Raw genomic sequence first — 19698 nt, forward strand, 5'->3', positions numbered from 1 at the left:
GGAAAGTCACTGGCCGGATCACGGGCATGACTTCGAAGACCACCGGCGGCGCTGATTGCCTCCTCGCGTGCCTCGGCGCCACCAACGGCTCGTTCAAGGCTGAGCTGATCGAGCACCAAGGACCCTGGCGGGACGCTGACCGGGTAGAACGTGCCGTCGTCCAGTGGGTCGCCTGGTACAACACCGAGCGCCTGCACTCAGCCCTCGACTGCCTCCCGCCCGAGGAATTCGAGGCCCAGCATTACCGATCCCAGGCGACTACGAACGCCGCCTGAAACCATACAAACCGGCTGCTACGAAACTCGGAACAGCTCACTGTACGGTCGTGGGGACCGTCTGAGCGGTTTGCACACATGGGTGATCTCGCGGGTCTGATGCGTCGGCATGTTAGCTCTGCAAGGCGTCGCTCCAGCGAGAGCAGAGCCAGCAGGGAGCCCTCGACGGCTGAGTTCCATGACAGGGCGCCTGGATTCGTTGGCAAAGGACAAGCAGTGACCGTTCTCACCGAAGTCAGTCGATCGCGGACCGCTGACCAGGGCGGACCAAGTTGGTTGAGATAGGCGTCCTCGGCGCGACCGGACATCAATGTGCGTTTTAAGTCTTTACGAGCCGGAAGGGCTGTCCTTCCCGGTCAGCAATCACGACCCCTGACTGTCCATTGCAGAGCCAGTGCACTCCAACACGCCACGTGACATCTCCTGGCGTGCCGGAGGTCACTCTGAGGAAGAAATGCTCGGGGTCAAGGTGCGAGACCGTGTACGGGAAGTCCGGTACGCCGTGGGCTGGCCTCGGCACGGGCGTCTGGTCGCTGAGGTCCACATGGAAAGTGCGCAATTGCTCCGGTGACATAGGTTCAGCCATCGGAGGTGGCTCGACTTCGTCAATGCGGGGAGGGGCACATCGTGATTCCACGCGTATGTCCAGCTTGCTGAGGATCACTGCACGCTCAACGGTGGCTTCGACAGTCAGGTGCACGACGCTGCTCCCCAGATCTACCCAGCCGGTGGAGTTTCGCCGGGCCTCGAGGTCCTCGGGCACAGGGCCAATGTGCCCACTGAGGCCGGGGGTCTGGTAGGCCATCACGATGAGTGGGGCCGAGGGTGTGGGGGCCAGCACGGCGTCACGGCCACGTGTGATGACCTTGTCGGCACTGCGCGCCACGAGCCCGCCTAGAGCTGAGGCGAGCCCGGCGAGGACCGCTGCCACGATCCATTTGCCAATCCCCGGTACGGCGACAACTACAACGACTGCAGCTAGCAGTAAGACTGCTACGCCAGCCCGCACCATTCGTCGACGAGACCCCACAGCTCCCCCTTCAGCACCTCTCCGAGGTGCCATCATGCCTGCCCCCCAAGTCAGCCGACTGGATTGGATGAGACGGCGGCTGGCTTGGGTGAGAACGGACAAGCAGCCTCGAGAGCCAGACAGTCAGAGGTAAAGGAGAAGCAAAGTCCTGTGGTTGGTGTCTGAATCGGTCTTCCGGCCTGACTTGGTCCAGGTGAAGGGGAGTTCTTCCCGCACCGACCAGGAGGCCACCATGTACGCAGCGCTCCGTGAGACCGCCCGGCGGCCGGTATGAGGATCGACCTGCCAAGAGCCGACGTCTTCTTCGATGCCGTCGACTGGGCCGCCGCCACCCCGTACCTGGCCGCGCTCTCTCCGGTCGCCCTGGCCATCTGGATCTGCGTGGCCGTGCGGCGCGCCCGTCTCGTACGGGACACCCTCGCCGACCGCGTCACCGTGGAAGTCGTTCCCACCAGCACGTTCGACCCGAGCGAAGGCGAGGTCGGCCGCTGGGCGCGCCAGCTCGGCCGGGTCCACCACGCCGCCGACGGGGTACCGGCCCGCGGCTCGGCTGCTCGGCTGCGCTACAGCGCCGAGGATGGCACGATGCGGTGCTTCCTCGAGGGACCGGCCACCGCGGATGCCGTGCTGGCTATGCCCGGCTTCGCCGAGGTCGAAGTCCGAGCCCACCAGGCCCACAAGGACATCCAGCCGGTCCGATTCCCCCAGCAGACCCAGGGGGCGAAGTGACCGCCACCGTCGGCTTCACCAAGGTCGCCACCGGTGACGACCGCCGCCGTCCTTCCTACCGCTATGTGCAGCGCGTCGAGCTGACCCTGGCACTGCCCGACCAGAAGCCGCTCGCTTCCCTCGGCCTGAGCCCAGACCCGCTCCAGCAGCTGGCGGCTGCCATGGCGTCGGTGCGTACCGAGGCGAACGAGCGGGCCGACGTCGTTCTGGACCTGGTCCCCGTCCGCGAGCGACGGCTCGCCCGGCGCCGGCGTCGGTTGCTTGCACAGTCCAAGCGCCGCGGCCCCTCGGCGTATGGCGAGCGGCTGACTGGTGGCCTGGGTGGGGGAGGGGCGTGGGAATCGGTCCTCGCTGGCTGGTCCGGTGGCAAGACCGCCGGTGGCCGTGGCGAGCGGCTGCCTCGCATGACCGACTTGCGTGATGGCGTCGGCAAGTTCGATCCGGGTGCCGGTGCCGTGTTCGCTGTGCAGCTGCTGCTGCGGACTGAGGCCGGGCACCCGCAGGCTGCTCTCGCCCGTATGAATCAGCTGATCGCTGCGTTCTCCGCCACGTCCGGCGAGAATTACCTCAAGCCCCGTCGGCCGCGTACTCGATGGGGCATCGCGTCCTTCGAGAAACGGTTCACCACCGGCGAGTTCGCGCCTCGGAAGCGGCAGTGGCTGACCGTGCCCGAGTTGGCCGGCTTCCTCAAGCCGCCGACCGTCAAGTGCCGTGCCCCTAGCGTTGTGCGCTCTGGCGGCCTGGTCCCGCCGGCACCGTCCGATCTGCCTGTCTACACCGGGCAGCGGGACCTGGTGCCGCTCGGCGCTGTCGTCTACTCCGACGGGCGCGAGCGCATTGGCGCCGCCCGCGTCAACGATCTCCTGTTTGGCCTGCAGTTGGGCAAGTCGGGCCACGGCAAGACCGAGGCCGCGCTGGTGCAGTGCATCGCGATGGCCCACTCCGGGTACGGCACGTGGTTCCTGGACCCGCACGGTGAGGGGTGGGCCCGCGCGAAGCCGTATCTGGCACACCCCGAGATCGCGTCCCGCGTGTGGGAGATCAACCTGGCCAAAGCGGCATCGGACCAGCTGGTCGTTTCCTGGAATCCGCTGTCCATGGAGGGCCGTGCCCTCAGTGACGTCCAGGACGTCGTCCGCTCGGTGACCGAAGGGATTGCCGCCGCCCAGGAGTGGGGCGACAGGGCCCCGCGTGCCCGTACGATCCTGGCCCGCTCAGCCCAGGCCCTGGCCCTGCTCAACCTCCAGGCCGTCCAGGCGGGCGAGCCGGAAGCGCAGTGCACCTTGTTCCAGCTGCGGACCTGGCTGACTGATGAGGACTGGCGCGAGGCCCTGCTGCCCAAGTTGCCGCAGCGGGTGCGTGCCTACTGGGAAATGACATTTCCGAAGCTCGCGTCGGATGCGGTGCCGACCGTCACATACGTCCTGGACCGGCTCGATACGAGCCAGAGCCTGCAGGCGTTCTTCGGCAGCCCGCGCTCGGCATACGACGTCCGCGAGGCGATGGACACCAGCCGTGTGGTCTTCGTCTGCCCCTCCGGCAGTGAGAGTGACGCGCTGGTGTCCTGCTTGTTGATTCACGATCTGCACCGTGCCGGCCTGTCCCGGCAGGACACCCCGCGCGAGGGCCGCGCCACTTTCTGGGCCTGGGGGGACGAGCTGACCGCCCTGGATGCCTCCAGTAAGGGTTTCTTGGCTGCCATCGCCGAACAGTTGAGGAAGTACGAGGTCAGGTTCATCGGCATGACGCAGATGGCGCTGCGCCTGTCCGCGATCACCCGGCAGTCCCTGCTGCAGAACCAGTCCCTGCTCAGCACCTGCGCGGCCGACTATGACGAGGCCGCCTTCGTCGCCCGGCGCTGGAACGGACATGTCACGCCGGAGACCATCACCGAGCTCCCGAAATACCACTACGTGATGTCGATCAGCCTCAACAGCAAGCCGACCAGGCCCTTCCGAGTCCGCGGCCTGCCGGTCGAAGAGATCTTCGCCCACTACGACAACCCCGCCGGCGTCCCCGAGCTGGACCAGGCGATCGACACCAACCTCCAGCGCCGGCCTGTCGCCGAGATCCTCGCCGACCTTGAGGACCTGGATGCCGTCGTCCTCGCCCACCACACCGGCCGCCGCGTCGGCCCGGGCGCTGGAGGCGACCCCATCACCGTCATCGACTGAAACGGAGCACCGTGATGCCGTACCCCCATGCCGGCCCCACGGGCCTGGGCCCGATCGCCCGGCAAGCAGCCCAGGTCATCTACCAGCACCGCCTGGTCTCGACAACGCAGCTGCACCAGCTCATCACCCCGCACCACACCCGCGCTGAGTACCTTCGGCGCCAGCTCCACACCATGCGAGAGACGGGCCTGGCCGAGACCGTTGGCCGGCGCGTCTGCGGCCAGACCGAACTGCTGTGGTGGCTCACCGAGAAGGGAGCCAACGCTGTCGAATCGGTCGGCATGCTTCCCCAGCGCCCCTACCGCATGAGCCCCGAAGCGGCCCTCGGCCCGCTGCAGGAACACACCCTCGCCACCGTGGAGACAGGCCTGGCGTTCGTGGACTGGGCCCGTCGCCTGGACCACGAATGCGGGCCGCTCGACTGGACCCCCGAAACTGCGCACTACTACCGCGACGACTTCCGCCCGGGCGAGGAACTCAGCCTCATCCCGGACGCAGTCCTCAACTACGTCCACACCGACCCCAAAGCCAAACAGCGCGCCCTGCTCACCTTCTTCATCGAGGTCGACCGCACGCAGATGACCATCGCCCGCCTCGCCCAGAAACTCCACGCCTACGCCGCCTACTACGACTTCACCCCGCAGCAGACCTCCGGCCGCGGCGCCAAGACGTCCCGGCGCGCCGGGACAACACCGGCCTGGCGCTACCGCTACCCGGCCTTCCCACGCCTGCTCCTGATCCTCACCGGCGCCTCCGAAGCCCGACTGACCCGGCGTGTCGCCGACCTGCGAAGCCTCGCCGCCAGCGACCCGGCATTCACCACCACCGGGCTACGGGCCGGTGTCACCACGCTCGAAGAACTCCGCGACCGAGGCCCCTTCGAACCGATCTTCACCCCGGTACTCGGCCCCGCCGACCACACCGACGCCTGGCTACGCCCGCAGGCCATCGCTGCCTGACCAACGCCTCAACAGAAGGAAGACATCATGCTCTTCAGATCCAGCCGCCCATTCAAGGAGCCTGCCTCCGTGCCGGACACTGCGGCAATGCCGGGCGACTACCGTGCCTGCGACGAGCTTGGCGCCATCGCCCGGCCGTTCTCGCCACTGGTCAGGGAGCTTCTCGCGCTGTACTGCCACACCCGCCCTATCGGCGCGCTGTCCCAGACCGAAAACTGCCGCGACGAATACCAGATGACGGCTCGCTCGATCATCCACCACATCCTGGAGGGCTGGCAGAACCAGACCGACGGCCGCGGCACGATAGACGATCTCCTTCTCCGGCCGAGAACCACCCGCCTCTTACACCCACAAGAAGCCGCCGCTCGCCGAAAGCCCGACGCGGAGCAATACCGGCATGCCTCCCGACTTGTCCAGGCGACATCACTGAGCAGCACGCTGCCCTTCTGGCAGACCCTCACTGGCCCGCAAGGTGCGGTAGCTCCTCAGCCCTGGCGGGCTTGCGGTGCCCCGCAGGGTGCACGAGGCCGTCCTCGCGCCAACCGTTGACTGAAGGTGCGAAAGACCAAGTACCTGGGCTGGGCGCATTCGTGGTGCAGGTGGCCACTGATCGCCGTCGTAACAGCGACGTTCGTTACGGCTGACTTTCGATGGCACAGGTTTTAGGCACGGTTCGACTTGGGCTGCGAAACGGGGAGAACGTTCGGCCAGTTTCCCGCTGGGGGAAGAACCTCACCCGCGGCCCGGTGGCTCTTGTATAAGAGGCCCAGCCGCGTAAACCCGTTCTGACCTGCGTGTTTGCTGGATGCGTGTTGCCCTGTAGAGCACATTTCGCATGCTGAGATGTCAACCTGGCCGTCACGTTCGGCCCGAAAAATCAAGCAGCGCTTGATCGGTTGGGCTTCGCGAGATGGGCCGCGTCATCCCTGGTCAGCGAGGTGGGATGCGGGGAGCGCGATGCCGTTCCCCGCCGTGACGGTCCAGCAAATGTGCGCTCCATGCGGCACATGAAATCAAGTGACGCTTGATTTCATGGTCCTGTGTGGCATGAGAAACAAGCCTGAGTTGACTTTCTGTGCGACCGGACCGCTGGAGCCGCGAGCTTGACGCCGAAGGCGCGCCGGTGCGCCAAAAGACAAGCCCCCGTTGATTTTTCCGATAGTGTCTGTCACGCCTGAGTACTAAGGAGGTCTTGTGCCATCTGAGCAGCCGGCCCGGCGTCGTCCGGGCGGGCCACGAGCTGTTCCCTCGCGCACGCCTGACGATGCCGCATATGACGACATCCTCAGCGTCCTGGGGAGGCAGCTGGGCGAAGCGGCCCAGACCGCTGACCCTCGCAGCAGCCGCAAGCTGAAGGGCGTGACGTTCGAGTTCGAGAACGACGCGCGCGCCGTACACAACATGGCGGGCAACGCCGGCTACAGCCTGGCCAGCAACTGGTTCACCCAGCTCCTCGCGCAGCTGGCCGTCGCCAACTCCATCACGAAGTCGCAGCTGTGCGTCTTCCTCTTCGTGGCCGGGGGACAGGTCCCGGGCACCGGAATCGCCCAGTACACGCAGCAGGAGATCACCGACGGGCTGAACAAGCTAGCCGAGAAGAAGGGCGGCAAGAAGATCACCCGGTCCACAGTGAACCGCGCCATCGGGGCTCTGTGCGGCTACAAGTGGGTGGAGAGGGCCGGAAACGGCAAGATCCGTCTCAACGTCACCCTCTGGTTCCAGGGCAACAGCACAGCCCAGCACGAAGTGCTCGCAGAGATCGCCTCCGAGCACGACCACGACCCCACCGCCTTCCCTCACGACATCGGCCCCGAGCACCCGCACCAGGAGGAGTTCGACTTTGGGCGGGGCACCTACACCAGGGAGAAGAGAACCGGGTGATACTGCGTACGTACTCTGGCAGCCGACAATGAGGAGGGTGGCCTGATGGCTGAGGTCCTGTCTCCGATCGTCTCCGATCGCATCTGGGCTGTACCCGTCTCCGGGGCAGCTGTGAAGTTTCTCCACTACCTGGTGTTCCGCTCCGAGTTCGGAGGACACCTGCCCGTACGGCAGAAGGACATGGCGAAGGAATACAAGATCACACCACAGGCCGTCAGCCTCCTGATGGCACCACTGTGCGATCTGAACATCGTCCTGCGCCCCTCCAGCGAGGGACGAAAAGGCAACAGCTACCGGCTCCATCCCCTCGCGGCCAAGTACGCGAGCCACGACGACATGGAAGTGGCCTTTCGGCACACCCTGCAGGCCATCAAAGCGGGTGAGCTCCCGAACCTCAGGCTGCCCTCGTACGTCACAGCTCCACCCACTGAGGGCCGCCCGAACCTCCAGGTGGCATGAGGCAAAACAAGGGCCCCGCCAGATCTGGCGGGGCCCTTGTGCCTGAGTAAGAGGTACACCCGCACTATAACCCGCCAGCACTTGCGACGACAGCGGGAGCGGATCCGAGCCGACAGTGGCAACGGCGGCCAGCTACGTGTTCCATCAGGCGCGCCACCCCCTCAGCGCAGGGATCTCAACCTTCACCGCGCACGCCAAGGCCTGCCGCGCCTGATCCAGCGCATTCGTCCAAACGGGTCCTACAGGAAGCCCAGAAACCCCGCGATCAAGACGTGGCAAATACACCCCGGCGGACGAACGAGCCTTCAAGAGGCCGGTACACCCCGAAACTCTGGTCTGTCTGGCTCGTCGCCCCGCTCGCCGTCCTTGTAGTCGGCGCCGCCAGCTACGTGGTGTACCAGGGCGTCGACAGCCTCTTGACGCACGCGGCCGACAGGACGAAGCCGCCAAAGCCCGTCGACGTCAATGACGTCATCAAGATCACCATCACCATCCTGGCCCTGGGCGGCGCCGTCCTCGCCGGCATCTACGCCTACCGCAAACAGCAACTTGCTGAGGGCGATACTCACCGGGTCGGCGCCAGCCAGCTCGCCGAGTGCTACACCACCGCCGCCGATCAACTAGGCCACGACAATCCCGCCGTGCGCCTTGCTGGTGTTTACGCGCTTGCCCGGCTCGCCGACGACTGGGAAGAACAACGGCAGGTCTGCATCGACGTCCTGTGCGCCTACCCACGCATGCCCCACGAGACCGATCCGACGTCGGACAAGTACAAGGAGGGCGAACGCGAAGTCCGCCACACCATCATCCGAGTCATCCGAGACCACCTGCGAGAACCACAAGCACCGACCTTTTGGAGTGTCTGCCATCTCGACTTCAGCGGCGCGGTCTTCGACGGCGGTGAATTCTCAGACAGCCACTTTCACGGCACGACCTCCTTCGCCGGCGCGACGTTCAGTGGCACGGTCGCCTTCATCGACGCGACGTTCAGCGCCGACGTCGTCCGCGCCCTGCTGGGCCAGCGCCCCGCCCCGCCGGGGCAACCGCTCACCGCCTGCAGTCTCCGGGAACGGGTGGAAGACCTCTGGAGGATCTGGCAGACCTCGCCCACGCGCTTCACCGAAGCCGAGGCGGTTCTGCCCCGGCTGATCGACGATGTCGAAGCAACCGTCCGCGCCCGCCGGTACGGCACCGACCCGGCCGAGAGGCATGAGTCGCTGCGGGTAGCCACGGACCTGTACGGGCTACTGCGCTCGTACTGACGCCGTGCCGGCCGTCTCGACCTGTCCCTGATAGGTGCCGACCGTGGCCTGCACGCGGCCGAACACGCCGACGATCCACTGCGTATCGCCGCCGCCCAGTGGAACCTCGGCCACGTCCTTCTCTCCCAAGCCGGCGACGAGAAGGACGCCGCCGACGTCGCGCTGCGCGCCGCCGACGACCTCCACCGCGCGCTCGCCATCCCCGAGGCCGCCGCAGTCCGCGGCGCCCTGGAGCTGGTCGCGGTGGTCGCCGAAGCCCGCACCCGCCGCGCCGCGCCTGGGCCGCCCGCGACCGCCTGACCCAGCGCGTACTCCCCCTCGCCGGCCAGACGGGGGAGGGCAACACCATGTGGACAGAGTTCGGCCCCACCAACACCGAGCTGCACGGCGTGTCCGTGCAGATGCTGGACGGCGACGCCGTCGAAGGGCTGCGCCTGGCCGACCAGGTCGACATCGCCCGGCTGCCCTCGCGGGAGCGCCAGTTCACCTTCCGCCTGGAGGTCGCCCGGTGCTACGACCTGCGCCGTGAGGACACTGCCGTCCTCGTCCACCTCCTGGAACTCGAGGACCTGGCCCCCGAGGACCTGGAACGCAGCCCGCTCGCGCGACCTCGTCGTCTCTCTTGTCCAGCGCTCCCGGCCCACCTACCGCCGGCAGGCCACAGCCCTCGCCGCACGCCTCAGCCGGCCGGTCAGGGGGACTTTCTGCGCTGGGGGATACCCGTCGGAGCGGGAGTGCTTCGCCAATGGAGGACGGGGAGGTATGTACCGGCAGTGCCCCCTGATTTCAGTCCCTGACTTCAGTCCCTGGGTATAACAGCAGGTCAGAGGAGGTTCAGCGCCTGAGTCAGGGACTGAAGGGACTCAAGTTATGCATTATGACGCCACTAGGTGTGCGCGTATGCGCGGGCGTATGAATCTTCCCCAGGCATATGGAGCTAGCCCATAATTAGGGATTTCAGTCCCTTCAGTCCCTGATGAGCTACCTATACGTACTCTGACCTGCGTCTTCTGTCAGGGACTGAAGCCAGGGACCAGCAGGAACCCGCCCCTGGTTCTCAGTCCAAGCACGTTCTGGCTGAGGCCTGCCCGCGCCGCCCCCTGGAGCCTCGCTGCCTCCTGCAGGCTGTGCTCTACCGTCACTACTTCTTTCCTGCAGCCCCTTCAGCCTCTCGCGAAACGTCAGATACTTCGCATTTCACCCAGTGGAAGATCCTTTGCCAGGGACCGAAGGGACTCAAGGGACTCAAAAACTGATAGAACGGCACGCGGGGGAGTTCCCGGGCGGAGGATGACCCGAGCCCTAGACTCATTCCGAAAGACAGTCCCTTCGGTCCCTGAACGTGCAGGCAAGGCCCCCTGTGACCAGCCTTCTTGCCGCAGGGACTGAACCCCTACGACCGGACCGATAAGGACGACTGCGTGCCGCGCCACGGTAAGACGAGCCCGGACACTTCCCCGGCCAGCTCCGTGCCGTCGCTTGCCCTTGCACGCTGGTGCGCAAGCAACGGCTGGCCGGTCCATCCCCTTGCAGCCGGCCGCAAGACACCCGCCGCGAACTGCCCGGACTGCAGGGACCGGCACCACAATCCCAAGACCTGTCCCTGTCTCCCCGCAGGCAGGCCCTGCCATGGCTTCCATGCCGGCACGACGAACCCGTTGCGCATCGAGAAGTGGTGGACCGACAGCCCCCGCTCCGGTGTAGGAGTTGCCTGCGGACCGGCCGGCCTCGTCGTCATCGACATCGACGCCCACTCCGCCCCCGTGCCGGACCGCAGTCGCCTGCTCCCGGGCATCGCCATCCACGAATCCGTCAACCTGGCTGGACTCGCCTCAGGATTTGACACGATGGCACTGCTTGCCGCCTTTCGTCGGCAACCCAACCCTGCCGACGACGAGAACACCCTGCGCGTGCGCACTCCATCGGGCGGCCTCCACGTCTGGTACCGCAACACTGTTGCCGGAACCCGTTTCCGCTCCTCGACAGGCTCGAGCCCGAAGGTCGCGCTCGCCTGGCAGATTGATGTGCGGGCAGAGGGCGGCTACATCATCGCGCCCGCCACCCGCACAACCCAGGGCAGCTACGAGGCAGTCGGCCCCGCTCGTATGCCCGCCCCGTTGCCCGACTGGCTCGTAGCTGAGCTGATCCGCACAGGCCACACGGTCGCCTCAGCAACAGCGACCCCGCCCACCCCGACTTTGCCCCATAGCCGACAGGCGAGCATGCCCAAGTCCGCTCACCGGATCCTGGACCCCCACCTTGCTGAAGCAGCCCAGTGCGCGGCCACACCAGAAGGCGCGGGATTCACCGAGAAACTGAACCGGGCTGCGTTCACCGCAGGCGGCCTGGCCGCCGCAGGACACCTCAGCGAAACCACCGTCCGCGAACTCCTCACCGCCGCCGCGCACCAGGCCCGCCCCTGGCAGATATCCCGCAACGACAAGCTCATCAATGACGGTCTCGCCGCCGGGGCCGCCCGACCGCTCCACCTCAAAGGACGTTCATGAGCAGCGCCGAAAGCACCCGCTTTGACGCAACTGCCGCCGCTCAGCAGATGCTCGACCTCGAAGCCCTGCAGCCCGCCCCGGCCCTCCCTGTGCAGGCCGCTTCCGCGTCCACCTGGTCGGCTCAGAGCCAGCTCCCCAGCACTCTCACCGACCGCGGCAATGCCAAGTTGTTCGTCCGCCTCTACCGCAGCCAGTTCCGGCACGTTGAGGGCCTGGGTTGGTTCGCCTGGGACGGCTACCGGTGGAAGAGGACCGGCGGCGACAAAGCGGCCCTGTGGGCAGCGGGGGAGATGGCCGAGGAAATGCCGGATACCGACCCCCGCGGCATCTTCAGCGACCGCGAGCTCTACATCCACAAGAAGCGCACCCTGTCGACCACTGGCATGAAAGCCTTGCTGACCCAGGCGAAGGCGTCCCCAGACCTGTCCGTCGACCCCGACACCCTGGACGGCGACCCCTACGCCCTCTGCACCCCCGACGGCGTTGTCGACCTCACGACCGGCCGCCTACGCAAGCCCGACCCGACACGCGATTTTCACTCCCGCGCCACGAGCGTTGCCCCCCTGCACATGCCCACCCCTCGCTGGCACCAATTCCTGGCCGAGACCTTCGGCGACGACGCCGAAGGCCGGGAAATGATCGACTTCCTGCACCTGCTGCTCGGCTACTCCATCACCGGCGACGTCGGCGCCCAGGTCCTGCCCTTCCTTCACGGCCAGGGCAAGAACGGCAAGTCCGTTCTTCTCGACGTGATGATTCAGATCCTCGGCGACTACGCGGACGCAGCCCCGCCCGGCTTTCTCATGGACCGAGGCGCATTCTCCGAACACTCCACCGAGCTCACAGAGCTCCACGGCCGACGCCTGATCGTCTGCAGCGAACTCAAGCCGAACGACCGGTTCGACGAAGCCCGTGTTCGTCTTCTTACCGGCGGAGACAAAATCAAGGCTCGCCGCATGCGGCAGGACTACTTCTCCTTCACGCCCACCCACCACCTCTGGCTGCTCGGCAACCACCGCCCCGAAGTCTCCACCGGCGGCTTCGCATTCTGGCGCCGCATCCGCCTGCTGCCCTTCGAGCGGATCGTCCCCGACGAACGGAAGATCGACAACCTCGCCGTGGAACTCGTCGGCGACGAAGGCTCCGGCATCCTGCAGTGGCTCATCGAGGGCGCCCGCCGCTACCTCGCGACCCGCGACAGCCTCGCCGGCCCGGACCGGGTCCGCATCGCCACGAGCGCCTACGCCAACACCGAAGACCACATCGGCCGTTTCCTCGCCGAATGCTGCATCCACGACCTCGAGAAACAGGACCTCCGCGTTGAACAGGGCCTGCTGTACGCCTCCTACAGCACCTGGTGCACCGCCAGCGAAGGCATCCGCCCCGCCACCACCCGCACCTTCGCCACCCGCGTCCGGCAAGAAGTGGGCCTCGCCTCACCCGCCGACATGATCAAATCCAACGGCCGCAAGTTCTACCCCAACCTCGCCCTGGTAGCCGAGCAGTGAACCACACACCCCCGTCCGCCCCCGCTTGCCCCCGGCAACGCCCCCTAGGCCCTCGCCCCCAGCCCGTCTACGATGACGGCAAAGCCCACTGCCACGAGGCACCGCCTCACGCAGTGACATCACGGCCCCCAACAGGAGCCGACAAAAGGCAGGCACGGGACACCACCGCCCACCAGGCACGTGGGGAACAACCCGGGCACCACGCGAATCGGTGCCCTCAAATGAAAGAGAGGTCGCGGCCATGAGCTCGCTCCTGACCGACGGCGATCTCGCCCACGAAGCCAACGTGGTGTGGATTGAGGACCCCGAAAACCTCGACTACGTCCGCCAAGCCCTGGACAAGACCCCCCGTCGCCGCAACAAGCCCCGATACGAACGCGACGGCCGCATGATCGGCTACGTCGAGCTCGACGGCACAGCCGAAGCCGACCCCGACAGCGGCCTCTACCGGCGACGCGTTTTCTTCCTCCTCCCCCACGACCGCGACTCCGCCCCTGAAGGGGTCTACCGGCAAGGAGCACCAGGAGAAGCAGTCGACCCACGAACCATCCGGCCCAATCGAGTGGGGGAGAAGACACCACGCTCCCAGCGAGGGATCGCCTCCGCTATAACCCCGGCCAGCTCGTAGTCCGCCACCCGACTACCTGCGCCCGCTATGGTCGACCGGGCCTTCGCCCCACTACGGGCATCTTCGGGCAGGGCCGACGCTTGATACCGCCGACGATGCGAAGCCAACGACTGCCACGTGGCAGTTCGGAGGAATCTGTTCAACCGAGTCGTCGGCCAGCTCCGCCACTGCCGTCACAAAAAACTAGCTATTCGACGAGCAGTCCGTCTTCCCTGCACGATTCTCGTCGGCAGAGATGGGCCGTTCCTGCGCTGGTGCTGGACACCGGCCGCATGCCGCGCCTGGCCCTAAATACTGCAGGGGAAGGTGCAAAGCCGAATACAGGCGCGCGACTCCGGGTTGAGTATCAGCGGTCAGGTCGCGATCGTCGGCAGGCTCGGCAGTAGGTACACAGGGCATCGATGCGCTGCTCGGTCTTCGTGCGGAAGAAGCCGCGAAAGTCGGCGATGCATGCCACGGCGTCGTTGACAACGATCTTGGCCGCAACAACCCGCGTGTGCGGGTGGCTCGGTGGCCGTGGCGGAACGGGACGCGGACTCAACGTTCACGTGCTGAGAGCGGTTCCTGAACCCTGAGCGCATCACTCCGCCGGATGTCGACTTCGACGACCGCCACCGCGACCGGATGGTCCGCTACGTCGTCGAGAAGTACAGCGACGAGTACACCATGGCGCGCAGCTGGAAATCGCGCTGCGGTTCGTAGGTGGCGCCCCGGCGCAAACGCTCCAGCTCGTCACTGCACCGGCCGGCGACCGTCGTCACAGCGACTCAAGGGACTGGACCTCAGAGGCCCGTTCGCTGGCATCTTCCTTCGGTCGCTTGAGTCGCTGGCCAGTGGAGTCCTGGCCAGCGACTCAAGCCGGGCAGCCCGGAGGAGGCTCGGTCGCTGCCTCGGTATACGTCAAACCTGCAGCTCAGAGGACATCTTTCGACCGGAGCAGCGACTGAAGCGACTCACGGTGCCTGTATATGCCGTCATTCCTGAGTGTGCGTGTGTGTCATATATAGAAGACTTCAGTCGCTTCAGTCGCTTCCTGTCTTCCGGGAGGCTTCTGAACTGCAGTTTTCGGCGAGCGACGAGGTGAGCGACTCAAGCCCGCTGGGTCGCTGGCCATCGTTCTTGGTCGCTGGCCCCGCTGGCCTGCCTCGACACGGAACCTCTCCGTTTCCAGGGGTGTCCGCGCGTTGCCGCGTAATTCGCTAGTGTGTGTCCATTGTTGAGTCGCTTCAGTCGCTGATGGGGGAACCACATGCCTTCTGAGCTGCGGATTTCTCGCAGCGACTCAAGGCAGTCAGTCCCTGAACGTTCAGTCGCTGACTCCTTGATGCTGGCTACGGCCAGGTGGTGTGCCAGCCACGGGTGGCCAGTGCACCCGCTGACGCCTGGACGCAAGACCCCAGTCGGAAACTGCCCTCGGTGCCGTGAAGCAGGGCACTCCCACCACAGGTGCGACTGCCGGGCAGCTGGTCGTTGGTGCCACGGATTTCACGCAGCCACCCTCGACAGAGCCCGAATCGACCAGTGGTGGAGCCACACGCCCGATTTTGGTGTGGGCATCGCGTGCGGACCCGCAGGACTGGTCGTCATCGACGTCGACGCTCACCAGCAGCCGCTCCCGGACCGGGATCAGGTCCTGCCGGGCATCCCGATCCCGGAGGGCGTCGACCTCCGGGGACTGGCCAACGGCTACCACTCTCTTGCCGTCCTGGCCGCTTTGCGCGGCGTAGCGAGTCCCGCCGACGACGTGTCCACCCTGCGCGTGCGGACCCCATCAGGAGGGCTCCACGTCTGGTATCGCGCCACTGACGGACGACGCTGGCAGTGCTCGACCGGATCGAGCGGCGGCCGGGCGCTGGCCTGGCAGGTAGACGTTCGTGCCCACGGCGGTTACATCATTGCCCCCGGCACCACAACGAGTGCAGGAACCTACGCACCGCTCGGAGCAACTCGGGAGCCTGCACCGCTGCCGACGTGGCTTGCCCAAGAACTTGAGCGCACCGGGCACCTTCCGGCACCAAGTGTTCCTGCCCCGCGTCCTGTTCCGCCACGCGCCCGCCAGGCTGTCATTGCGGCCGGCGGCGGCGCCGACCGCGCCAGCCGCACTCTGGCGACCGTCCTGGGCGACGTCGCCGCCTGTTCAGCCGTGGCTGAAGGAGCGGGGTTCTCGGACAAGCTCAACCGTGCCGCCTTCACCGCAGGCGGGCTGGTTGCAGCGGGGCACCTCGCTGAGCAAGCCGCCGCCCAGGCCCTGCAGGAGGTAGCCGACGCGGCCCGCCCCCGCCAGACGCGCCGCATCGAGCAGATCATCCGCAGCGGCATGAATGCCGGCATGCAACATCCATTGGACCCGGGGAGTCGCTCGTGACATCCTCCGCCAGCGACGACGGCTTCCTCTTCAACTTCGATCCGCAGGCCGTAGCCGCCCAGATCCTCGCGCAAGCGCCAACGCCGCTGCCTGCTCAGGCAGGAGAAATGCGCTTGGCGGCGGTGCAGGACAATCCGGCCACGGCCGCCGGCCTGCTACCAGATACGCTCTCAGACCGCGGCAACGCCAAACTGTTCGTGATGTTGTACGCCAACGACTACCGCCACGTTCCCGGCCTCGGCTGGTTCCGGTGGGACGCAACCCGCTGGCAGATAGACGAGGACGACGCCGTCGTCTGGGCAGCCGGCGACCTCGCAGAGAACCTGGCCGTCAGCGACCCCCGGGGCATCTTCACCCCGGCCGCGCTACAGCAGCATCGACGCCGGGCCCTGAGCACGTCGGGCATGAACGCCATGCTCACCCAGGCCAGGTCCGCCCCGGGCATGGTCCTCAACGCCGCGCTCCTGGACGCTGACCCCTACGTCCTGTGCACCCCCGCAGGCGTGGTCGATCTGCGCACCGGCCTGCTGAGAACACCCGACCCGAACAAGGACTTCCACTCCCGCTCGACCTCGACCGGACCGACACACGGCCCTACCCCGCGATGGGACCGCTTCCTTGCCGACACCTTCGGCGACGACGCGGAAGGCACGGAAATGATCGACTTCCTGCACCTGCTGCTGGGCTATTCGATCACTGGCGACGTCGGGGGACAGGTGATGCCGTTCCTGTTCGGATCCGGCAAGAACGGCAAGTCCGTCCTTCTGGATGTGCTGATGAAGCTGTTGGGCGACTACGCCGACGCCGCCCCGCCCGGCTTCCTCATGGCCCGCCCCTACGAGGGCCACCCCACAGACCTCGCTGAACTTCACGGCCGACGCGTCATCGTGTGCTCCGAGGTCAAACCCGGTGACAAGTTCGACGAGGCACGCGTCAAACTCCTGACCGGCGGGGACCGCATCAAAGCCCGCCGGATGAGGCAGGACTTCTTCAGCTTCGCCCCCACCCACAAGCTCTGGCTGCTGGGCAACCACCGACCCGAAGTCGGCACAGGCGGTTTCGCCTTCTGGCGCCGCATGAGGATGATCCCGTTCGAACGCGTTGTCTCCGACGACCGCAAAATCGACAACCTCGCAGACATCCTGGTCGCTGAAGAAGGCCCCGGCATCCTCAACTGGCTCATCGAGGGAGCACGCCGCTACCTCGCAGGCGACAAAGACCTCACTGGCCCCCAACGAGTCCGCATCGCCACCACCGCCTACGCAGAAACCGAAGACCACACCGGACGTTTCTTCGAAGAGTGCTGCGCTCTTAACCCAGGAGACCGAGCCGAGCAGACCAGGCTCTACGCCGCTTACAGGGACTGGTGCCAAAATGAAGGAGCACCTGCCATCTCATCCCGAGCCTTCGCCACCCGGGTACGTGATCTGGTCGGACTCGCGTCGCCAAAGGAAATGAAAGTGTCCAACCAGCGCAAGTACTACCCGGGCATCGGATTGCTCGCCGACGAGGAGACAACGTGAGCTCCCTCATCACAGAGGACGAGATCTGCCACGAGATCGAACTCGTCTGGCTCGAGGACACGACCGACCTCGACTACGTACGCCAGAGCCTCGACCGGTTGCCCACCCGCCGAGCCAGGCCCGCATACCACCGGGACGGCCGCATGGTGGGGTACGCACTCCTTGGCCCCAACGCCAAACCTTCGCGCTCATCAGGCACCTTCCGGCGACGCGTCTTCTGGCTCCTGCCGCACGACCGAGACACCGACGCCGACGGTGTCTACGCCACCGGAGCACCGGCCGAGGCCATTGACCCCCGGACACTCGCTCCTGCAAGCAAGGGATGTAAGACCGAGCGGTCCGAGGGAGGCCCCCCCTCCAGCGCGATGCAAGAACTAGGCATAACACTCCCTCTCTGAAAAGCAGCACCATGCTCGCCATGTCGCAACGGAAGAACAGCCGCTGTCCGGCGAGGGCCGCGGAAGTCGGCGACGCGTGCCCGGATTCGTCGACGACGGTTTCGGCTGCAACAACCCACGTGTGCGGATGCTCGAGAACATTGGTGGAAGGGGACGTGAAGTCAACGGTCATGTGCTCATCTCTCCCATAAAGAACCGGGGCCCGCTCCAACGCCTTGATATTGGGAGAGAGGCGGCAGTACCGGAATCTGTTACGTCAACCCCATACCGGCGGGTCGAGGACGGCCGCCCGCGCAGCCCACGCCAGGACACTTTGCTGCCGCAGGATGTCGGCCCCGGCACGGTGCTTACCGCGAGGCCGGGGCAGACATACGCGTCGTGCTCCGGGACTAGTTCCAGCCGTGCGCTGCCAAAGTGCCGGCCTCTTGCAGATAGCCGAGAAGCCCCTCTTTCGGGTACTCGATGATGTCCTCGGGCAGTTCGTGCACGCTGAACCACTCCAGGCCGAGGCACTTCTCGGGTTCTTTGTTGACGGGCTCCCCCCTCCACTTGGTGGCCTCGAAGAAGAACCCGATCCGTTCCACGGTGTCGCTTTGCTTGTGGTGGACGATGTGCACCAGTCGCAGATGTTCCGGATCGACGGTGACGCCGGTTTCCTCCAGCAGTTCCCGCGCGGCCCCGACGCTCAGGGGCTCGCCCAGGTCGAGCTTGCCGGAGGGCATGTGCCAGCGGCCGTAGCCGTACGGTCCGCCGCGCTGGGAGAACAGCAGTTTGTCGCCCTCGCGGAGGATGGCGTGGGTATCGATGACGGGTTCTGCGAGTGGCGGTGTCGTGGTCCCTGAGAGGTTGTTGGTGGTGTTCAGGCAGCCGACGCTACCGACGAATCGGAGATCGCGTCGGCGATTGTGGCCGCAACCTCCGATGGAGTGGCTTCGCTGGTGTTCGCGACCAGCACCTTCACGTTGGCCGTCATGAGGGTCTGGGCGGTCTCGTCGTAGAGGTCGACTTCGCGGCCGGGCACGGTCGGGTCGAGGTGGAAGCGGTTGCGGGGGCCGCGCACGGCTATCCGTTCGGCGATGAGGCCGGAGGGCGCAGTCAGGATGACCGCCAGGTCCGGCATCAGGACATGCGCGTTGAGGCCGAGCAGGAATTTCAGCGGCACGGCGTCGAGCCGCTGCATGACGAGCGTCGAGGCGAGGTACCGGTCACAGATCACGGTGTCGCTGGCGCTCAGCCAGGGCTCGATCTCGTGCTCGACGTGCTCGTACCGGTCCGCCGCGACCAGGCAGGCCAGGGCGTGGCCGCGGATGTGGCTGAAGTGCGCGCTGATGAAGCGACCGATGTCGCTGGTGGTGGGTTCCAGGGTCTGGCAGACGGAGATGCCCCGTCTGGCCAGTTCGTCGTGCAGGGCCTGGATAGTGGTGGACTTCCCGACGCCGCTGGGGCCGTCGAGCGTAATGAACAGTCCGCGTCCGGTCATGCCGCTGCCTCCTGAGTCTTCTGGTTGCGCTGGTGCTGCTCGCGGGTGAGCGTGGCGAGGGTGGAGTCGCGCTGGCGCATGGACTCGTCGGCGCCGTCTTCGGTGAGGTCGATGTCGCCATAGGCGAGGAGTTCGTCGGGCTTGTGGCCGGCGTCGGTGAGGGTCGTCCAGACGGGTGTTCCGGGGTAGGGGCGGAACTCGAACACACTCGCGCGTACGTCCCCGGGGTTGCTGTCGGCGATGGCCCAGAGGTTGCGGATGTGGCGCACGGTCGCCTCGATGTCCTCGTGGGTCTCGCCGGGGAACCCGAGGATGAAGTAGCCCTTCACCCCGATGCCGTGAGCCACCAGGCGGCGGGCGACGCACGCGGTCATCTCTGCATCGATCCGCTTGTCCATCGCGCTCAGGATGCGGTCGCTGCCGGACTCGATGCCGAGGGCAACTTCCCGCAGACCGTTCTGGACGAGGAGGTCGAGTTCGCTGTCCGAGAGCCAGGCGCAGGTAGATTCCGCGGCCGTCA

The 19698-nt window shown here is 66.3% G+C and carries 19 protein-coding genes and 2 pseudogenes; 16 read left to right on the plus strand and 5 right to left on the minus strand.

The features are described from left to right. Positions 1-26: 26 nt before the first annotated feature. The 8 genes from OG395_RS55770 to OG395_RS55805 all read left to right on the plus strand — a co-directional run bounded on the left by OG395_RS55770 (position 27) and on the right by OG395_RS55805 (position 8769). A complete protein-coding gene (locus OG395_RS55770) occupies positions 27-275 on the plus strand; it encodes an integrase core domain-containing protein (RefSeq protein ID WP_327249852.1) in 249 nt (82 codons plus the stop codon). 1300 nt (positions 276-1575) lie between these two features. Continuing rightward, positions 1576-2034 carry a hypothetical protein gene (locus OG395_RS55775; protein ID WP_327249853.1) on the plus strand — a complete coding sequence of 153 codons (459 nt, stop codon included), beginning with the start codon at positions 1576-1578 and terminating at the stop codon, positions 2032-2034. After that, positions 2031-4208 carry an ATP/GTP-binding protein gene (locus OG395_RS55780; protein ID WP_327249854.1) on the plus strand — a complete coding sequence of 726 codons (2178 nt, stop codon included), beginning with the start codon at positions 2031-2033 and terminating at the stop codon, positions 4206-4208. Before OG395_RS55775 ends, OG395_RS55780 begins: the two co-directional genes overlap by 4 nt. Positions 4209-4222: 14 nt before the next feature. Then, the gene (locus tag OG395_RS55785) at positions 4223-5167 is read left to right on the plus strand and encodes a replication-relaxation family protein (protein WP_327249855.1); all 945 of its coding nucleotides are present in this window, start codon (positions 4223-4225) and stop codon (positions 5165-5167) included. Between the two features lie 27 nt (positions 5168-5194). After that, a complete protein-coding gene (locus OG395_RS55790; RefSeq protein WP_327249856.1) occupies positions 5195-5716 on the plus strand; it encodes a hypothetical protein in 522 nt (173 codons plus the stop codon). A gap of 810 nt (positions 5717-6526) precedes the next feature. Next, positions 6527-7048 (plus strand): hypothetical protein, encoded by a 522-nt coding sequence (locus tag OG395_RS55795; RefSeq protein WP_327249857.1) that lies wholly within the window; start codon positions 6527-6529, stop codon positions 7046-7048. Positions 7049-7093: 45 nt separating this feature from the next. Continuing rightward, positions 7094-7507 carry a hypothetical protein gene (locus tag OG395_RS55800; RefSeq protein WP_327249858.1) on the plus strand — a complete coding sequence of 138 codons (414 nt, stop codon included), beginning with the start codon at positions 7094-7096 and terminating at the stop codon, positions 7505-7507. Positions 7508-7779: 272 nt separating this feature from the next. After that, the gene (locus OG395_RS55805; protein ID WP_327249859.1) at positions 7780-8769 is read left to right on the plus strand and encodes a pentapeptide repeat-containing protein; all 990 of its coding nucleotides are present in this window, start codon (positions 7780-7782) and stop codon (positions 8767-8769) included. Here the strand turns inward: OG395_RS55805 and OG395_RS55810 are convergent. Continuing rightward, positions 8752-8955 carry a hypothetical protein gene (locus tag OG395_RS55810; protein ID WP_327249860.1) on the minus strand — a complete coding sequence of 68 codons (204 nt, stop codon included), beginning with the start codon at positions 8953-8955 and terminating at the stop codon, positions 8752-8754. The genes OG395_RS55805 and OG395_RS55810 overlap by 18 nt on opposite strands. 161 nt (positions 8956-9116) lie before the next feature. Between OG395_RS55810 and OG395_RS55815 the strand changes: the two genes are divergently transcribed. From OG395_RS55815 to OG395_RS58980, 5 genes and pseudogenes are all read left to right on the plus strand, one after another. Continuing rightward, positions 9117-9566 (plus strand): hypothetical protein, encoded by a 450-nt coding sequence (locus OG395_RS55815; RefSeq protein WP_327249861.1) that lies wholly within the window; start codon positions 9117-9119, stop codon positions 9564-9566. 672 nt (positions 9567-10238) lie between these two features. Next, complete coding sequence (locus OG395_RS55820) at positions 10239-11276, plus strand: bifunctional DNA primase/polymerase (RefSeq protein WP_327250147.1); 1038 nt, start codon at positions 10239-10241, stop codon at positions 11274-11276. After that, the gene (locus tag OG395_RS55825) at positions 11273-12784 is read left to right on the plus strand and encodes a DNA primase family protein (protein ID WP_327249862.1); all 1512 of its coding nucleotides are present in this window, start codon (positions 11273-11275) and stop codon (positions 12782-12784) included. Before OG395_RS55820 ends, OG395_RS55825 begins: the two co-directional genes overlap by 4 nt. A 241-nt stretch (positions 12785-13025) precedes the next feature. After that, the gene (locus tag OG395_RS55830) at positions 13026-13412 is read left to right on the plus strand and encodes a DUF6009 family protein (RefSeq protein ID WP_327249863.1); all 387 of its coding nucleotides are present in this window, start codon (positions 13026-13028) and stop codon (positions 13410-13412) included. 555 nt (positions 13413-13967) lie between these two features. Then, positions 13968-14078, plus strand: a pseudogene (locus OG395_RS58980) (hypothetical protein); the annotation flags it as partial. On the opposite strand, the gene OG395_RS55835 reads toward OG395_RS58980, so the two are convergent. After that, on the minus strand, positions 14045-14173 hold the full coding sequence (locus tag OG395_RS55835) for a hypothetical protein (protein WP_327249864.1): 129 nt from the start codon (positions 14171-14173) through the stop codon (positions 14045-14047). The pseudogene OG395_RS58980 and the gene OG395_RS55835 overlap by 34 nt on opposite strands. 488 nt (positions 14174-14661) lie before the next feature. On the opposite strand from OG395_RS55835, the gene OG395_RS55840 reads away from it, so the two are divergent. The 3 genes from OG395_RS55840 (at position 14662) to OG395_RS55850 (ending at position 17698) form a co-directional block, all read left to right on the plus strand. Continuing rightward, positions 14662-15777: a bifunctional DNA primase/polymerase gene (locus OG395_RS55840; protein WP_442818818.1), complete on the plus strand. Its 1116-nt coding sequence runs from the start codon at positions 14662-14664 to the stop codon at positions 15775-15777. A 107-nt stretch (positions 15778-15884) separates the two neighbouring features. Beyond that, positions 15885-17300 carry a DNA primase family protein gene (locus OG395_RS55845; RefSeq protein WP_327250149.1) on the plus strand — a complete coding sequence of 472 codons (1416 nt, stop codon included), beginning with the start codon at positions 15885-15887 and terminating at the stop codon, positions 17298-17300. Next, a complete protein-coding gene (locus OG395_RS55850) occupies positions 17297-17698 on the plus strand; it encodes a DUF6009 family protein (RefSeq protein ID WP_327249865.1) in 402 nt (133 codons plus the stop codon). Before OG395_RS55845 ends, OG395_RS55850 begins: the two co-directional genes overlap by 4 nt. A gap of 389 nt (positions 17699-18087) precedes the next feature. Here OG395_RS55850 and OG395_RS55855 read toward each other — a convergent pair whose 3' ends face one another. The 3 genes and pseudogenes from OG395_RS55855 to OG395_RS55865 all read right to left on the minus strand — a co-directional run. Then, a complete protein-coding gene (locus OG395_RS55855; RefSeq protein WP_327250150.1) occupies positions 18088-18561 on the minus strand; it encodes an NUDIX hydrolase in 474 nt (157 codons plus the stop codon). Continuing rightward, complete coding sequence (gene tmk / locus OG395_RS55860) at positions 18558-19178, minus strand: dTMP kinase (protein WP_327249866.1); 621 nt, start codon at positions 19176-19178, stop codon at positions 18558-18560. The genes OG395_RS55855 and tmk overlap by 4 nt, the downstream gene beginning before the upstream one ends. Continuing rightward, a pseudogene (locus tag OG395_RS55865) lies at positions 19175-19696 on the minus strand (B12-binding domain-containing radical SAM protein); the annotation flags it as partial. The gene tmk and the pseudogene OG395_RS55865, both read right to left, overlap by 4 nt. Between the last annotated feature and the right edge of the window lie 2 nt (positions 19697-19698).

The organism is Streptomyces sp. NBC_01320, from assembly GCF_035974375.1.
In the GTDB taxonomy this organism is placed as follows: domain Bacteria; phylum Actinomycetota; class Actinomycetes; order Streptomycetales; family Streptomycetaceae; genus Streptomyces; species Streptomyces yanii.

Excerpts from the sequence above, each read along its gene's own strand:
- OG395_RS55825 (WP_327249862.1), top strand. The coding sequence starts at position 11,273 with ATGAGCAGCGCCGAAAGCACCCGCTTTGACGCAACTGCCGCCGCTCAG.
- OG395_RS55830 (WP_327249863.1), top strand. The coding sequence starts at position 13,026 with ATGAGCTCGCTCCTGACCGACGGCGATCTCGCCCACGAAGCCAACGTG.
- OG395_RS55775 (WP_327249853.1), top strand. The coding sequence starts at position 1,576 with ATGAGGATCGACCTGCCAAGAGCCGACGTCTTCTTCGATGCCGTCGAC.
- OG395_RS55785 (WP_327249855.1), top strand. The coding sequence starts at position 4,223 with ATGCCGTACCCCCATGCCGGCCCCACGGGCCTGGGCCCGATCGCCCGG.
- OG395_RS55790 (WP_327249856.1), top strand. The coding sequence starts at position 5,195 with ATGCTCTTCAGATCCAGCCGCCCATTCAAGGAGCCTGCCTCCGTGCCG.
- OG395_RS55845 (WP_327250149.1), top strand. The coding sequence starts at position 15,885 with ATGCGCTTGGCGGCGGTGCAGGACAATCCGGCCACGGCCGCCGGCCTG.
- OG395_RS55840 (WP_442818818.1), top strand. The coding sequence starts at position 14,662 with ATGCCTTCTGAGCTGCGGATTTCTCGCAGCGACTCAAGGCAGTCAGTC.
- OG395_RS55815 (WP_327249861.1), top strand. The coding sequence starts at position 9,117 with ATGTGGACAGAGTTCGGCCCCACCAACACCGAGCTGCACGGCGTGTCC.
- tmk (WP_327249866.1), bottom strand. The coding sequence starts at position 19,178 with ATGACCGGACGCGGACTGTTCATTACGCTCGACGGCCCCAGCGGCGTC.
- OG395_RS55800 (WP_327249858.1), top strand. The coding sequence starts at position 7,094 with ATGGCTGAGGTCCTGTCTCCGATCGTCTCCGATCGCATCTGGGCTGTA.
- OG395_RS55770 (WP_327249852.1), top strand. The coding sequence starts at position 27 with ATGACTTCGAAGACCACCGGCGGCGCTGATTGCCTCCTCGCGTGCCTC.